Raw genomic sequence first — 15,826 nt, forward strand, 5'->3', positions numbered from 1 at the left:
ATCTTCCTTTTTATACTTTTAATTCTTCATAGTCATAATCCATCGCAATGGCTTTCTTATAAAGTTTAACCTTTACAACGCGATCCAGTAAGTTAAGTCCTACTACACGCCCTTTACCATCAGGCGTTTCTACTTCTTTCCCAAAATCAGGTAAAGCGCGTTTAGCTTCTTCATATGTGTCATTTTCATATTTTAAGCAACACATTAAACGACCGCATACTCCTGATATTTTAGTTTGGTTTAACGAGAGATTTTGGTCTTTTGCCATTTTAATTGAAACAGGCATAAAATCACCTAAAAAGGTAGCGCAACATAAGGGACGCCCACATGGTCCGATACCGCCTAAGATTTTCGCTTCATCACGCACGCCAATTTGTCGTAATTCAATGCGTGTTTTAAAGATAGCGGCTAAATCCCTTACCAACTCTCTAAAATCAATACGTCCTTCTGCCGTAAACTGAAAAACCATTTTAGAACGGTCAAAAGCGTAATGCACTTCGACTAATTTCATTTCCAATTGATGGGCAAGTATCTTCTCTTTTCCAATTTCAAACGCCTCTTGAGCATCTCTTTGATTTTGTTCTTCTTGCTGAAGGTCAGCGGTAGTCGCTTTTCGTATCACCGGTTTTAAGTTTTTAGGTAAATCCTCCGCTGCCATTTCACGTGGTGTTAGGGCAATGTAACCTAGCTCTTTATGTTGGTCAGTTTCGACTAACACACGGTCCCCATAACCTAATGCTTCATTATCTGTTACTGTAAAATAATATATTCGGCCAACTGGTCGAAAACGTACGCCTACAACTTTTTTCATACTGACCTCCTATTTTACTTCGTAATCTTGGCTGCTAATTGCTCACACACATTTTGAAAGCTAACATTGGCTTGCCACTTTTTTGTCGCGTCTAATGCACTGTTTTGAAGCTTTACAAAAAAGTATTCTTCTTCTTGACTAAGTGTGGAAATTTGTGTTAAAAACGTTTGTTTTATATGTGCTGTTAAGCATGTGAAAAGCCAAGACTGCTGTGTCTTATCTTTAAAAACAGGCACGATTTTTTGCTGAACGTAAACAAACGCGTATGGATCGCGTTTTGATAAATAATCCGCCCACTTTTCCATAATTGTCACTGTTTCTTCGAACCATTCTTCTTGATACAAAGCTAATCCTTGCTCTGTACTGTTCACAATTTCTGCAAGCAAGACTGCGTGCTTTTTCAACATCCCTTCCGACATAAATTGTGACATTAATTCATCTGAGGGGATTTGCTGGAAATAAACCACTTGACAGCGTGATTGAATGGTAGGAAGCACACTTTGGCGATTGGATGTTAAAAAAACAACTAATAATTCGCCTTCTGGTTCCTCAATAAATTTAAGCAAGCTGTTCGCTGCAGCCGTTGTGAGTCGCTCTGTTTGATGCACAATTAACACTTGTTTAGCTGATTCCATCCCACTTTTTCCAAGATGTGATTTTATCGCCAGCATCTGATTCACCTTGATAGATTGTCCTTCAGGTAGTAAATGATGAACATCTGGGTGTTGTTGGTCATGGATTCGTTTACAACTTGAACAGTTTCCACAAGCAACGGGTGTCGTACTATCTTGACACAAAAAGCTACTAGCTAACCAATTAGCTGTCGGCTGCTTGCCTGTTCCCGATTCGCCTACAAATAAGTACGCATGACTCAAAGCGTGATGTTTTAATGCATTAAATAACGTTTGATAAACTACCGGCTGGCGTTCTTGTATCGTCTTCATTTAAAACTGATGAAACCCTTCAACTGGTAACACAAAGACGGTCGCACCGCCTACTTGAACTTCGATTGGGTACGCCATATGACTATCAAAGGTCGCGTCTAGACTAACCGGCGCTGTGATAAACTGTTCGCGTGATTCACATGTATCTTTAATCACTGCCAATACATCTTCAACACGCTCATCTTCTATCCCTACAATAAACGTACTATTACCCGACTTTAAAAATCCACCTGTCGTTGATAATTTTGTAGCACGGATATTTTCTTCTACCAATCGATTGGATAAACGTTGGCTATCTTTATCTTGTACAATCGCTAAAATCAGTTTCATCGTCTTCCCATCCTTTCATTTTGTGTTAAATAGGTCATAATCTCAGAATAAGCTTTTTCCACAACCTTTTCTAAAGATTGTTTAGCATCAATCGTGATAATTCTGTCTGGATATTTTTCAGCTAAGTCTAGATAAGCATGTCTGACTCGTTGATGAAAAACTAAATCTTCATTATCTAAGCGATTAATTTCTGACAACGACCGTCCTTTTTGAATACGTCTCAATCCTGTTTCGGAATCGACATCTAAATATAAAGTTAAATGTGGGTTTAAGCCTTCTGTTGCAAAATGATTAATCTCCGCAATTTCTTCCATACCAATACGGCGTCCTACCCCTTGATACGCGAGAGAGCTATCCACAAAACGGTCACATAATACTAGTTTGTCTGCTTCAAGTGCCGGAAGTATTTTTTCAACAAGATGTTGACGACGCGCTGCCGCATAAAGTAAAGCTTCCGTGCGTTCATCCATCGTGATGTGGCGCGGATTTAAAATAACCTCTCTGATTTCTTCAGAGATAGGTATACCGCCAGGCTCTCTTGTTGTCATGACAGAACATGTCAACGTCTCCTCTAGTCTTGGAACAAGCTCTTGTATCATGCTTGTCTTACCAGCCCCATCCGGTCCTTCAATCGTTATAAATATTCCTGCCACAACACCGCTTCCTTTCTGATAACTCTTACCATAAGTTTACTTGATAATCCTGATTATGTCCATGATAACTACAGTTCTCGTCTTCCTTCAACCGCTCTTAATAACGTCATTTCATCCGCATACTCGATATCACTTCCAACTGAAAGTCCGTGTGCTAGACGTGTGACTTTAATGCCGGCTGGTTTGATTAAGCGTGATAAGTACATAGCGGTGGCTTCACCTTCTGTAGTGGCATTGGTAGCGATAATCACCTCTGCAACATCCGTTGCTTGTAAACGTTGAATTAGCGATGTCATATTAATATCTTCCGGCCCCGTGCCATCCATTGGTGAAAGGACTCCATGAAGTACATGATATAAACCGCGATATTCTCGCATTTTTTCCATTGACATCACATCTTTAGGCTCTTCTACTACTAAAATAGTCGTTTGATCACGACTTTCATCTTCACAAATTTGACATTTTTTCTGATCAGTAATATTGCCACATACTTCGCAATAGTGTAAATCACGCTTAACACTAATCAAAGAACGGGCAAATTCTGTGACTTCTTCTTCTTGCATATCTAATGTAAAAAAAGCTAATCGAGCGGCTGTTTTCGCTCCAATTCCTGGCAAGCGCATATAGCTTTCGATTAGTTTGGCTATTGGCGTTGGATATTCCATTTTATCGCTCCTTCTTTGGCTTTTAAAAGAAAGCTAGGTCAAACAACAGTGTTTGCCCTAGCTTCATCTCTTATAATCCAGGAATTCCCATTCCTTGTGTGTATTTACCCATTGTTTTTTCTGTTTCAGTGGCAATTTGACTCAATCCGTCATTAACCGCTACTAAAATCATATCTTGTAACATGTCTGGATCTTCAGGGTCAATGATTTCTTCGTTAATATCTAAATTAATTAATTGACGGTTACCGGTAAACGTAGCAACGACTAAGTCATTCGCCGCGCGGCCTTCAAATTCTTTTTTCTCAAGTGCTTCTTGTGCAGCCACCATTTCCTTTTGCATTTTTTGTACTTGTTTCATCATGCCTTGCATATTTCCCATTCCACGCATCATTTATATAACTCCCTTTCTATTCTTCAATAATTTCTACTTTATCTTCACCGAACAATTCAATCGCCGTTTTGACTAATTCATCTGCTGCAGTTTGTTCAGTCGTTATGTCATCTTCAACCGCTATATCCTCTTTAGCGCCTTGATGATGTTGAATATAATCTTGACGTAATTGAGGCCATACCTCACGCGGTATCATCACAGGATTTCCTGTATATTGAATAAGGCGACGGAGGCTCTCCTTCATTTGCTCTAGTAATTCTTCATCATCTACTGCACGCTGGCATACGATTTCATAATCAAATGCTATCACAAACCCTTCTGCACTAGCCGCCACCGGTTCACTAGCTTTTAACATCGCTCGCTGTGTCACACTAACTGTCTGTAACATATCTGGCCAACTATCTTTTAATAAATCTAAATGTTGACGAGTTGCTTCTTGTAACACCTTATAAACTCTATCTTTGGGAACTCTAAAAGGTGTCACCGAGTTAGCTTTTACAGTTCTAACTGGCTCCTGTACTGTTTTATCGCCACCTGAAGTTTGTATTTTTTTGATTGTTTTTTTCATTTCAGAAATTTGTTGACGCAGTTCCTTGATTTCTTCATTTGTTGCTAACTCATTAGCGGCTATCGGTGTACTTGCTTGAGGTTTCTCTAACAGCGTATGAGCTAATTTAACTGTTACCACTTCCAAATAGATTTGTGGTTGAGAAGACAAACGCATTTCACTCTGTGTTTGGTTTAAAATACTAATATAGTCATAGAGCGTTGCGGAAGGAATTTGTTCTGCTAACAAACGAAATTCTTCTGTCACTTCACCTACTTCTTCCTTTAAAAGAGCAGGTGCCTGTTGTTGAATTAACAAATCACGACAATAAAGCAACACATCTTCGATGAAGCGATGACTCTCTTTCCCTTCTGCTAAGATATCAGCTAAAACTTGTAATGCAGCTTCTGTGTCCGCTTCATAACATTTTGTTAAATAGTCCGCCATCATCTCCTGAGTGAGACTACCTGTTACTTGAACTGCTTCTGCAACTGTAATTTCTCCTTCAGAAAAAGAAAGTGTCTGGTCTAGTAAACTTAAGGCATCACGCATCCCACCATTTGCTGCACGTGCAATCGTAAATAACCCTCGTTCTTCATAAACATAGTTCAAGCTATCTAAAATCGTACGCAAATGCGTGACGATGTCTTCCGTTCGGATTCGCTTAAAGTCAAAGCGTTGTGTTCTAGAGATAATCGTCGCTGGTATCTTATGTGGCTCGGTCGTAGCCAGTATAAAAACGACATTTTTTGGTGGTTCTTCTAATGTTTTCAGTAGCGCATTAAACGCACCTGTTGATAACATATGAACCTCATCAATGATATAAACTTTATAAGGCGCTTGAGTCGGGGCATATTTTACTTTTTCACGAATATCTCGAATTTCTTCAACGCCATTGTTACTAGCCGCATCAATTTCAATCACATCATTTAAACTGCCTTCTGTAATTTGCTGACAAATTTCACATTGATTACATGGTTCACCATTCTCCTGATTGGGACAGTTAATCGCTTTAGCAAATATTTTTGCCGCACTCGTTTTCCCAGTGCCTCGTGGGCCTGTAAATAAATAGGCGTGAGAGGTTTTGTGATGGATGAGCGCATTTTTTAATGTTTGTGTGACAGTTTGTTGTCCAACAATCTCATCAAATCGTTGAGAACGCCACACGCGATATAAAGCTTGATAGCTCATATTTGCCTCTCCTCCCTTAAACAGTCTCTTCTATTATACGAAAGTTTTCTTCACAATACTAGGAGAGTCTATCGATTTTATTCATTCTTTTTATTTTAACCTATTTTACTTTGTAAATAAAAAAGGGTTATCACTTTCTAACGACTCTTTCTAAAATATGATACAATTAAGACAACAAATTGAACTTAAATGGAGGCAATAGTATGGGATTAATACGTGCAGCAGTAGGTAGTGTATCAGGTGGCTTAGCTGATCAGTGGCTAGAAGTTATCGAACCCGCTCAATTAACCAACCAGACTTTAATGACAAAAGGTGTCGCCGTTCGAAAAAATGATAAACGTAATAGTAATAAAAAAGGAACGTCAGGTGTGATTACTGACGGTTCGGTCATCCATGTGTATCCAAATACTGCCATGATGATTATGGATGGCGGTAAGATGATTGATTTTACTGCTGAAGAAGGTTACTACACACTAGATAACCCTAGCTCTCCGTCTGTTTTTAGTGGTAATTTAAAAGGGGCGATTGATGAGTCATTTAAACGCTTTAAATTTGGTGGAACTTCTCCTCAAAATATGGAAGTTGTTTATATTAATTTACAAGAAATGACAGATATTAAGTTTGGTACGCGCTCTCCGATTAACTATTTTGATAACTTTTATAATGCCGAGCTTTTTGTGCGTGCGCACGGCAGTTATTCTATCCGCGTGACTGACCCGATTTTATTTTATAATCAAGTGTTATCAAAATCAGCTTCACATGTTGAAGTAAGCGACTTAGCAGGTCAGTTTTTAGATGAATTTTTATCCGCTTTTCAAACAGCGATTGGACAACTTTCTGTTGAAGGTTTCCGCGTTAGTCAATTAGCATCAAAAAGTAGTGAATTAAGTCATCATTTAGCAGATGTCTTAGATCAGGAATGGGGTACGCAGCGTGGTTTAGAAATTGTATCCGTTGGAGTTGCAAGTATTTCTTATGATGATGATTCTAAAGCTTTAATTCAAATGCGCAATAAAGGCGCAATGCTGAGTGATGCACAAATTCGCGAAGGGTTTGTTCAAGGTTCGATTGCTAGTGGGATTGAAAAGGCTGGGGAAAATCCAAACGGCAGTGCTGCTACTTTTATGGGAATGGGTGCAGGACTTAATACTGCCGGAGGCTTTATGAGTGAAGCTTCTAAAACAAATCGTGAGCAAGCTGCTCAACAAGCTAGTTCAGGCCAAGATGAGTGGCGTTGCCCGAATGACCAAACTTTAAATACTGGAAAATTCTGCTCAGAATGTGGAGAACCTAGACCGACTGCAACGACAGCAGGAATCAAAATGCGTTGTAGCGCTTGTCAGGAAATTGTCACAATCACCGATGCTATGCCTAAGTTTTGTCCTGAATGTGGAAAACCATTCTCGGGGACTGCGGTTTAATTTAGTATTGACCGAGAAAGGAGGTCGCGTTCATGAGTGACGTTATTACCCATAAATGTCCCAACTGTGACGGACCCTTAACCTATTCGCCAAGCGACGAGTTATTTACTTGTGATTATTGTTTGAGCGAGTTTACTGTGGCGGATATTGCTTCTTTTGAAGAGCCAGAAGAGAAAAACGAAGCACTGAAAGACACAGTTATGGCTGCTTTTGAAGAAAATCTATCAGAAGAGACGCAAGCGTCAGCTGACACGTCTCCAAAAGAAGATGAGATGCATACTGCTATGTCTTTATTCACTTGTCCCAGTTGCGGAGCAGAAATTGTCACGGATGAAACCACTGCAGCTACTCATTGCTACTATTGTCATAACCCCGTCATTTTGAGTGGGCGTGTCAGTGGTGAATTTTTACCACGTTATATTTTGCCTTTTAAAGTTTCAGAGGAGGAAGCGAAAAAAACATTTATCGATTGGGGTAGGAAAAAATGGTTTGCTCGTAAAAACTTTTTCTCAAGCGACCAAATTGAGTCGATTACAGGTGTCTATTTTCCTTACTGGTTAGTTAAAGCTGATATTCAAGCCACGTGGGAAGGCTCTGCTAAAGATATTCGTGTTTGGCGCGTTGGCGAAACAGAATACACTCAGACCAAAGTGTATGATTTATTTCGTGCAGGGCATTTGAATTTTGACCAACTTGTTAAGAATGCCTTGAAAAAAAACACACCACTGGCAATGGTCGAATCCGTCCAACCTTTTGACGTCACGGCGTTAAAGCCATTTCATACAGAATACCTTTCTGGCTTTCAAGCTGATAAGCGCGATTTAAGTTATGAGGCCTTACAAGAAAGTATCCGTGCAGACTTACATCATTATACCTCTGCTATGCTTGAGGCTACTGCGAATCATGTCGGCACGATTACGAGTGGTCAGGCACAGATTCAAACGATGCGCGACCAAGGTGAGTATTGTTTACTACCCGTTTGGTTGATTACCTATCAAAATGAGCGTGACCCAGAAAAACATTACTATTTTGCGATGAACGGACATTCTGGCAAAACCAGTGGACAGCTACCGATTAATAAACTGAGACTTTCATTATTTTCCTTATTTGCTGGAAGTATCGTCTTTATCTTACTCGTGATTGTGGGGTATTTCTTATGGTAAAATTAAACATTAATCCTTTAGTCATTGGGTTATGGGGATTATTTTTCTTACTAATCACCGCCTCCCCTCTTAATGTTTCAGCTGAAACGGAGCGATTAGTCGACCAGGCACAACTTCTTTCTGAAGAAGATAAGGCCTATTTACTCGAGCAAATCGAAGCCACACATTCCGAAATTGAAGCGGATGTCGTTGTATTGACGACACGTGATGCCAACGGTTTATCAGCACGTGAGTACGCTGATGACTATTATGACCAACATGATTTCAGTGAAGATGGTTTTTTATTCCTGATAGATATGGACAATCGTCAAATCTATTTATCCACTTCGGGAAAAATGATTCGTTATCTAACAGATGAGCGAATTAATCAAACTTTGGATAAGGCGGCGGCCTACCTTCCGAATGAAAACTATCGGGAAGCAATTGATACCGTTTTAACCGATGCTGTTATTTATTATCGAAGAGGGTTACCGAACCAACAAGGTAACCAAGTAATACAGGATGGTAATTCTTTTTTAAGAATCTTCATTCCAGCAGTAATTGGTGTCATCTCTGCTGGAGCGGTCTATCTAGCTATTAAAAAAGAATACGATTTGAAGAAACCGACATATCACTATCCTTATCAACAATATGGCACACTTCAATTAATAAGTGAAAAAGATACGCTAGTGCGAAGTTATATTACTACACGCCATATACCTAAAAATCCACCTTCTTCAGGTAGTAGTACACATACTTCCAGTGGGGGCCATACTCATGGTGGAGGCGGTCGTAGTTTCTAAAAAAAGTGCGTGAACGATAACGTTCACGCACTTTTGACTATTTATAGGTAAAAAAATAGGCACATGATGACGCCTACGTAGTGCTGCTTCCTTCCGGACCTGACACGCTTAGCAGGCTCACCATTGCCCAAAACCTATTGTAACATATTATCAAAAAAATGCTAGTCTTTTTCTTTTTGACTTTTTTTTCGTTTTCGTAAGTCTTTAAAAAATGAGGTTAAGATTTCTCCACACTCTTCCGCTAAAATATTTTCTGTTACCATCGGTTGATGATTAAAGCGCTCATCTGTTAATAAATTCATCAACGACCCAACTGTTCCACCTTTTGGATCACGTGCACCAAAGTAGACGTGTGACACGCGTGACATAATAATAGCACCACTACACATGGGACAAGGTTCCAATGTGACATATAATTCACAATTTTCAAGGCGCCAACTTTTTAAGTAGTCACATGCTTCTTGAATCGCAATCATTTCGGCATGTGTTGTGGCATTTTGACTCGTTTCTCGTTGATTATATCCTCTACCAATAATTGTATCTTGATAGACAACAACCGCACCTATCGGGACTTCTCCAATCGCGCGTGCTTTCTTGGCCTCTATCAAGGCTTGCTCCATATAATAAGTTTTTCTTGATTGCTGATTCATCTTCTTCCCTCTTTCGCTCTCACGCTTTCATCTCTACTATATATTTTATCATAACCTATGCTACAATAAATGAAATGAAAACTTTAAGAAAAGGTGTTGCTCATGATAGATTCACTTCGTTCCTTATATCCTAACAGTCGTTTAACTCATCATCCTATTGAAGAAGCTTCCATGATAACATTTCCTTATCAACATCAATGGCTATCTATTCCAAAAAAAGACCTCTCTGAAAAAGAACAGCAATTATTACAGGTCGTGTTTCTCGATTCTAAGCAAGCCGCTCCTTCCAATGACCGTCATCCTTGGTATGGTTTTTTATTTTTAAAAAAGACACTGCCTTTAACTAATGGCAATTTTCGAGTGATTCAATTCATCCTGGAAAATGATACCCCTGATTCTCATCGCGAGCGTAAAGACTGGTTAAAGTCGCTATCGCATATGTTTAACGAAGTAGCTGATGCTTTTTTTGTAGAACCAGGATATGCCTTACTTATTGAAAAAGAAACTGAACATTTTTATCATTTAACCGAATTAGAAGGTATCTTAAAAACATTAGAAACCGAACATAATATTAAAGCTAAAGCATTTGCGGGAACATTTTTCACCTTAAGCGACGGATTTCCTCGTTTCTTTCAAGAAGAAAAACAAATGTTTTTAACTTCTCAACAACGTTTGACAGTCAACACGGTCGTTGCATTGCCACAGCTAGCACTGACCTATCTTACAGAAAAAGCGATAGAAGACAGTCTAATCATGCAAGTATTTAAGAAAAAACTTTCCCTTGATGAAGATATGGCACTGATTATCTCTGCTTTATGGAAACATCAGGGAAATATCAGTTCTACTGCCAAAGAACTATTTATGCATCGAAATACCCTACAATACCGAATTGATAAATTTTACGACCAAACCAATCTTTCTCTCAAAAATATGGATGACTTAGTTCTCGCTTATTTACTGGTACACTAAAAAAACCGTATGACCTATAAAGTCATACGGTTTTTCATCTATTCTGTGAAAGATTCTAAAAAGCCGACTAAACGATCAGTCACTTCCTCTTTCATATCACTAAAGCTTTTTCCTTCAATACGAACGTTTTTCTTGCGATCTTCCATTTTCTTGATAATACCTGATAAAGCTTCAATTTCTTGGTCATTTAAAACATCTACCAAGTCCATAAATAACGCATTACCATTTAAATTATCTTCCACAAAATCTTTGACATCATGACGAGCTTTGTAATTCTTTAGTCTATCTGAGACTCTATCCGAAATAGCAATCGCCGCCCCGACTGATACAGCCGTAACAGCTCCTAATCCTACTAGCACTTTTGTCGATCTACGCATCCTCAATCACTCCTTTTGTGTTATGTCTATATTATAACATAAAAGGTTGGATTATTTAATCACGACGATCTCCAAACAAGATAATTAGACGTAATAACTGTAAAAATGTTGAGAAAACTGCTGCGACATAAGTTAAAGCAGCTGCAATTAACACATGGCGAGCCATTCCTAATTCCTCATTTGATAATAATTCGCCTTCTTTTAAGATAGCTAAGGCACGTCTCGAGGCATTAAACTCAACAGGTAACGTGACAACTTGAAAAACTAAAACTAAAGCAAAACATAATATGCCTATATTGGTAATAAATTGACCAAAGAATAATCCTGCAATAATCAACGGCAGTGAAATAGTAGCGCCAATATTTACGACTGGCACGATAGCAGAACGTAAGGTCATGGGTAGATAACTAACTTGGTCTTGAACAGCGTGCCCACACTCGTGAGCTGCGACACCAATAGCTGCCACCGAAGTAGAAGGACCAACTGTTTCTGATAGATTCAACGTTTTATCTTTAGGATTGTAATTATCGGTTAAATTCCCTCGAATCCGTTGAACTCTGACATCTCGAATTCCTGCATATTCCAAAATATAGCGTGCAACATCATCCCCCGTTAAGCCTTTGGCACTGTGAAAATCAGCGTATTTACGATAAGTACTTTGAACATAGGCAGATGCTGCTAGCGAAATCCCCATACCTATGACAATTAAGATATAAGTTGGATCCCACATCATATAAAACGGCGACATCATCGTTACTTCCTCCTTTTTACTCTTTATATTTAATTATAACAAAAACTCTTGAAAAAGGTATGAAGCCTTCATTCTCTTTCCTTGAATAGTTTTAAATCTTTTTCAAAAATTCAGATTTCAACTGCATCGCGCCAAAACCAGGGACTTTGCAATCTACGTCATGGCCATTAACCGCTTCTTCTAATAAACGAATATTTTTAATGGTCGTCCCTTTTTTTAATGCTTGACTGCTACCTTTTACTTTTAAATCTTTAACGATTGTGACGCTATCGCCATCTGCTAGAGGATTTCCATTAGCATCTTTAATAATAACAGTTGATTCAAGCGTTTCTTCCTCTCCTTCTGACCATTCATGTGCACACTCAGGACAAATATAAAGGTCACGATCTTCATAAACATACGTCGATTGACATTGTGGACAATTTGGTAATGACATTCTTTTTTCCTCCTTATTTTTAAAATCTTTCATAATAATAGCATACGTCATGTTAAAAATAAAACAAGGCCTTTTACTATTTATACTGATTACACAAGTAAAACCCTTTTCATTCTGATAGTTTTTCTATATAATGGTAATGTTAAATAACTATGCCTTTTATATATTTTTATCCTAATTATAGAAAGGAGTGAGTAGATGCGTAGTTTATTAGATACGACAACACAGCGTCGTTTACATATTATTGAAATACTAAATAAACATTCTGACTGGATTAGTTCTAATGAATTAGCTAATTTAAATAACGCTTCACTTAGAACGATTAATAATGACATTCAATATTTAAAAGAAAACTGGGCTCCCCACTTGATTATTGAAACATCCAAAAAAAATGGCATTCGGCTTAGCACGACTGCGGCAAGTCATATTCAAATGGTTTATCATTACGTCCTAGAACAGTCAGAACTTTTTCAGTTTTTAGAAAAAGTTTTTTTCTTACCTAATGAATCGATTGAATATTGGGAAGAAACATTATTTACAAGCGAATCTTCTTTATATCGAATGATTCAGCAATTAAATCAATCACTCGACCATTATCAAATGACGCTTGAGAAAACACCTTGTCATTTAAATGCTTCGAATGAAATTTATTTGCGTTATTTCTTTACTATTTATTTTAATGAAAAATATAGCATCCATCACTGGCCTTTCAAACTTAACCGTACGAAATTACTTTACCTTGCACAACACATTTATAATCATGTTTACCAACATGAATATTTTGAAGTAGATGATGTTCAGATTATGAATCTTGCTTATATTCTAGCTGTGTCACTAACACGTCATTTACAAGGGTTTAAAACGGATGAACAAGAAAATCAATATATATTAGAGCGCTATCGTTATATCTTTTTAGACAAAAAAGAATTACTTCACGACATCTTACATCAGCAAGTTCCAGTAACAGATGAGATGATTGATGATTTAATTAATTCTATTTATTTTTTAAAGAAAAAACGATTATCCGACGGACAGCTTTCTGCTATCGTTAGTCAAACTGAGCAATTTGTCACACGTCTGTCTGAACAATTACATATTGCCATTGATGAGCGCAGTCGTTTTGACATTCAACGTATTTTACGTTTCATGTATTTAAAATACATGACATTTCCTTTTCCAAACACTATTTTATTTAATCAGTACTATTTCAATGCGCAATCCATTCGTGACAGTTATCCTTTCTATACATCGGTGATGACGTCTCTGTTATTAGAAATGGAGTATGAAATGGACTTCCCATGGTGTTCGGAACTTTCTGATGAAATTTTATACTGGGTCATGGTGAAGTGGGAACGCCTACCTGAGCGACTCATTAACAACCGTAAAAAAGTAAAAGTTCTCGTCCTTAGTGATCATGGAGTGGCGCACGCTATATTACTGCGTGACCTCGTCTATAATAATTTTGGCTTAAAAGTGGAACTCGATGTTTATAAAGAAACAACTCTTTTCCTAGAGAGTGAACAATGGGAAGATTTTGATGATTACGATTATATCATCTGTAATTTCTACCGAGATTACTTTCCAGAAGATAAAGTCATTGTCGTAAACGTCATCCCTTCCGACCAAGATTGGCGTAAAATGCGCCATGCCATCGACTCGCTTTTTTATCAAACGAGTAATGCTTTACATATCGTTGAGGTGACGGAATAATGCAGATTAATTGGCTTGTTTACTTAAACAGTATTTTTATTAATCTTTCGATTATTGTGGCTTCCATGTTAATCATGTATTTTCTCACCTTGCAAAAATTAATTAATGGAAAAAGTTTATTAATGAAATATCGGATTAAAGATTTAAACATCCCTTATCAACTCTTCATTGGGTTCGTTATCGGCTGTCTCGCTTTAATCTTATCTTATAATCGTGTGCCTATTGATGCCTATAGTCGAGTCGATACGCGCTACATTCTCATTTACTTTGCCTTTTTCTATGAGTCAGTATACATCAGTTGGAGTACTGCGCTTACGCTTATTGCGCTTAAAACCATTTCCTTTATCGCACCACAAATCCATGTGACACCCGTTGAATATTGGAATAATATTATTTTCACATTGCTAATTGTCGTCATTGGCACCCTTGTCAAAAAATACTGTCATTCAGTCAAACAATCGCATGCAACGTTTTTAACACTCTTTTTAGTAGCTAAATTTATCAGTTATACATTGTATTTTCCTGATTTCCCTGAACAGAGTCATCTCGTAGCCTTTGCGATATACACTGTGACTTTTATTGCTATCTTTGTTTCTTCAACATATCTCATTCATATTGCGATTCAAACGTCTGAGTCAGTGTTAATTTATAAAAAAGCTTCCATTTATGACCCACTGACTGGTCTATTAAACCGCGAGTCTTTAAGATTTTTTCTTAACACCGTCTTAGATCAAGGTGAAAAAGAAAAAGAACCGCAACCTATCTCACTTGCCATTTTAGACGTGGACAACTTTAAAGAAATAAATGATTCTTTAGGGCATGAGGCAGGCGACCAAGCGCTACTCTACCTCTCGCGGATTTTTAAGCAAAATACTGTCACAAATATTGATTATATCGGACGATTAGGTGGCGATGAGTTTGGACTCGTTTTATCACGAACGAGTGAGGAATCAGAAGAACTGCTCGAATTGATTAAATCGCATTTAGAAAAAGTTCCCTTTGTTTATCAAGGAGAAACTATGATACTTTCTCTGTCAATTGGTATGGTCCACACCCACACTTCTAAGTTTTTTAATCGAAAAAAAATATTACTTCGTGCGGATGAACTACTCTATGAAGCAAAGCGTCAAGGGAAAAACATTATGATTTCACAGTATCTTTATCCACCAAAAAAATGACCTTTTAGTCTTAATATAACTAAAAGGTCATTTTTATTTTTATGATTTTTCTTGCGTATACTTGTAAGCTGTCCCTAACGAAATATTACATTCTTCAGCAATTTGTCGTAAGGTATATTTATTTTTATGATATAAAAATTGAATTTTATCGACAGTTTCTTGAGAAATACGTGGACGACCACCGATACGACCATTTTTACGTGCTTCTTCAAGACCACGTGCTGTACGCTCTCGGATAATCATTTTTTCCATTTTAGCTAAACGATGAATCATCGCTTTATATGTTTCATCATCTAATGTCACTAATTCTGGTGCTTTTTTAATAACTAAGAAATCAATACCGCGCTCTTCAAATTCTGCTAACATCTCAGCTAGTTGAATAATAGATTTCCCTACAGAAACCAAATGATATACAACTAACTGATCGCCTTCAGTTAAGCTCTCAAGTAATTCATCCAATTCTTCATGAATATATTTAGGGTTACGAATACCCCCTTGAACGATTGAATCTACACCATATTTTTTTAAGCCTTCCAATTGACGGTCTAAATATCCTTTATCGGCACCTGCATATACATATCCTATTTTGGCCATTATATATATTCCTCTCTTTCAACGTTATCCCAATTAAATACTGAGCGTTATTTTACTGTTCTAATTATATTAAACCAACCAATTAAAATCTAGTCCATACTTTGCGTATCTTTGTGTAATTTGTGAAAAACGTTTGACTAAGACAACAAAACGTACGTTATAAAAAATCCTTATATTAGTTATTTTACTATGCATAATCAAAAAAAGCTAGCAATTCAACTTATCGCTTTCTGTGGTTGAGTTACTTGTTATAATTTAGTAAA

The 15,826-nt window shown here is 37.5% G+C and carries 18 protein-coding genes and 1 other RNA gene; 6 read left to right on the top strand and 13 right to left on the bottom strand.

Annotation, left to right across the window (positions count from 1 at the left end; translation table 11 throughout):
• Positions 1–10: 10 nt before the first annotated feature.
• The 7 genes from M2919_RS05335 to dnaX form a co-directional block, all read right to left on the bottom strand.
• Positions 11–811 (bottom strand): PSP1 domain-containing protein, encoded by an 801-nt coding sequence (locus M2919_RS05335; protein WP_202585663.1) that lies wholly within the window; start codon positions 809–811, stop codon positions 11–13.
• 14 nt (positions 812–825) lie between these two features.
• A complete protein-coding gene (gene holB, locus M2919_RS05340) occupies positions 826–1,755 on the bottom strand; it encodes a DNA polymerase III subunit delta' (protein ID WP_248848313.1) in 930 nt (309 codons plus the stop codon).
• Complete coding sequence (locus M2919_RS05345) at positions 1,756–2,085, bottom strand: cyclic-di-AMP receptor (protein ID WP_023606679.1); 330 nt, start codon at positions 2,083–2,085, stop codon at positions 1,756–1,758. It lies immediately after the preceding gene.
• On the bottom strand, positions 2,082–2,738 hold the full coding sequence (gene tmk, locus M2919_RS05350; RefSeq protein WP_248848314.1) for a dTMP kinase: 657 nt from the start codon (positions 2,736–2,738) through the stop codon (positions 2,082–2,084). The genes M2919_RS05345 and tmk overlap by 4 nt, the downstream gene beginning before the upstream one ends.
• A 68-nt stretch (positions 2,739–2,806) precedes the next feature.
• The gene (gene recR / locus M2919_RS05355; protein WP_023606681.1) at positions 2,807–3,403 is read right to left on the bottom strand and encodes a recombination mediator RecR; all 597 of its coding nucleotides are present in this window, start codon (positions 3,401–3,403) and stop codon (positions 2,807–2,809) included.
• 70 nt (positions 3,404–3,473) lie between these two features.
• Positions 3,474–3,794 carry a YbaB/EbfC family nucleoid-associated protein gene (locus M2919_RS05360; RefSeq protein WP_023606682.1) on the bottom strand — a complete coding sequence of 107 codons (321 nt, stop codon included), beginning with the start codon at positions 3,792–3,794 and terminating at the stop codon, positions 3,474–3,476.
• Between the two features lie 16 nt (positions 3,795–3,810).
• Positions 3,811–5,532 carry a DNA polymerase III subunit gamma/tau gene (dnaX, locus tag M2919_RS05365; RefSeq protein ID WP_248848315.1) on the bottom strand — a complete coding sequence of 574 codons (1,722 nt, stop codon included), beginning with the start codon at positions 5,530–5,532 and terminating at the stop codon, positions 3,811–3,813.
• 203 nt (positions 5,533–5,735) lie between these two features.
• Here dnaX and M2919_RS05370 point away from each other — a divergent pair, with 203 nt between their 5' ends.
• Genes M2919_RS05370 through M2919_RS05380 form a run of 3 tightly spaced genes read left to right on the top strand, consistent with a single transcriptional unit; the run spans position 5,736 to position 8,898 of the window.
• The gene (locus M2919_RS05370; RefSeq protein WP_168413960.1) at positions 5,736–6,953 is read left to right on the top strand and encodes an SPFH domain-containing protein; all 1,218 of its coding nucleotides are present in this window, start codon (positions 5,736–5,738) and stop codon (positions 6,951–6,953) included.
• A 32-nt stretch (positions 6,954–6,985) separates the two neighbouring features.
• On the top strand, positions 6,986–8,116 hold the full coding sequence (locus M2919_RS05375) for a TFIIB-type zinc ribbon-containing protein (protein WP_248848316.1): 1,131 nt from the start codon (positions 6,986–6,988) through the stop codon (positions 8,114–8,116).
• Complete coding sequence (locus M2919_RS05380; protein ID WP_222317114.1) at positions 8,110–8,898, top strand: TPM domain-containing protein; 789 nt, start codon at positions 8,110–8,112, stop codon at positions 8,896–8,898. Before M2919_RS05375 ends, M2919_RS05380 begins: the two co-directional genes overlap by 7 nt.
• Before the next feature lie 39 nt (positions 8,899–8,937).
• Here M2919_RS05380 and ffs read toward each other — a convergent pair.
• Positions 8,938–9,037: signal recognition particle sRNA small type (gene ffs / locus M2919_RS05385), an RNA gene on the bottom strand.
• Positions 9,038–9,059: 22 nt separating this feature from the next.
• Positions 9,060–9,548, bottom strand: a complete 489-nt coding sequence (gene tadA, locus M2919_RS05390; protein WP_248848317.1) for a tRNA adenosine(34) deaminase TadA — start codon at positions 9,546–9,548, stop codon at positions 9,060–9,062.
• A 102-nt stretch (positions 9,549–9,650) separates the two neighbouring features.
• Here tadA and M2919_RS05395 point away from each other — a divergent pair, with 102 nt between their 5' ends.
• Complete coding sequence (locus M2919_RS05395; protein ID WP_248848318.1) at positions 9,651–10,517, top strand: helix-turn-helix domain-containing protein; 867 nt, start codon at positions 9,651–9,653, stop codon at positions 10,515–10,517.
• A 38-nt stretch (positions 10,518–10,555) separates the two neighbouring features.
• Here the strand turns inward: M2919_RS05395 and M2919_RS05400 are convergent, their stop codons facing one another.
• The 3 genes from M2919_RS05400 to M2919_RS05410 form a co-directional block, all read right to left on the bottom strand.
• The gene (locus tag M2919_RS05400; RefSeq protein ID WP_023606689.1) at positions 10,556–10,894 is read right to left on the bottom strand and encodes a hypothetical protein; all 339 of its coding nucleotides are present in this window, start codon (positions 10,892–10,894) and stop codon (positions 10,556–10,558) included.
• 55 nt (positions 10,895–10,949) lie between these two features.
• Positions 10,950–11,642, bottom strand: coding sequence for a zinc metallopeptidase (locus M2919_RS05405; protein ID WP_126763744.1), 693 nt, complete (start codon positions 11,640–11,642; stop codon positions 10,950–10,952).
• 94 nt (positions 11,643–11,736) lie between these two features.
• Positions 11,737–12,081, bottom strand: a complete 345-nt coding sequence (locus M2919_RS05410) for a zinc ribbon domain-containing protein YjdM (RefSeq protein ID WP_126763715.1) — start codon at positions 12,079–12,081, stop codon at positions 11,737–11,739.
• A gap of 198 nt (positions 12,082–12,279) precedes the next feature.
• Between M2919_RS05410 and M2919_RS05415 the strand changes: the two genes are divergently transcribed.
• Positions 12,280–13,791, top strand: a complete 1,512-nt coding sequence (locus tag M2919_RS05415) for an AcpB/EbpR/MafR family transcriptional regulator (protein ID WP_248848319.1) — start codon at positions 12,280–12,282, stop codon at positions 13,789–13,791.
• The gene (locus tag M2919_RS05420) at positions 13,791–14,969 is read left to right on the top strand and encodes a GGDEF domain-containing protein (protein ID WP_248848320.1); all 1,179 of its coding nucleotides are present in this window, start codon (positions 13,791–13,793) and stop codon (positions 14,967–14,969) included. Before M2919_RS05415 ends, M2919_RS05420 begins: the two co-directional genes overlap by 1 nt.
• 39 nt (positions 14,970–15,008) lie before the next feature.
• Here the strand turns inward: M2919_RS05420 and M2919_RS05425 are convergent, their stop codons facing one another.
• Entirely contained in the window at positions 15,009–15,563 is a 555-nt protein-coding gene (locus tag M2919_RS05425) for a recombinase family protein (protein ID WP_126763722.1), read from the bottom strand.
• Positions 15,564–15,826: the final 263 nt, after the last annotated feature.

This window comes from Vagococcus lutrae (assembly GCF_023299185.1).
GTDB classification, from domain to species: domain Bacteria; phylum Bacillota; class Bacilli; order Lactobacillales; family Vagococcaceae; genus Vagococcus_A; species Vagococcus_A lutrae.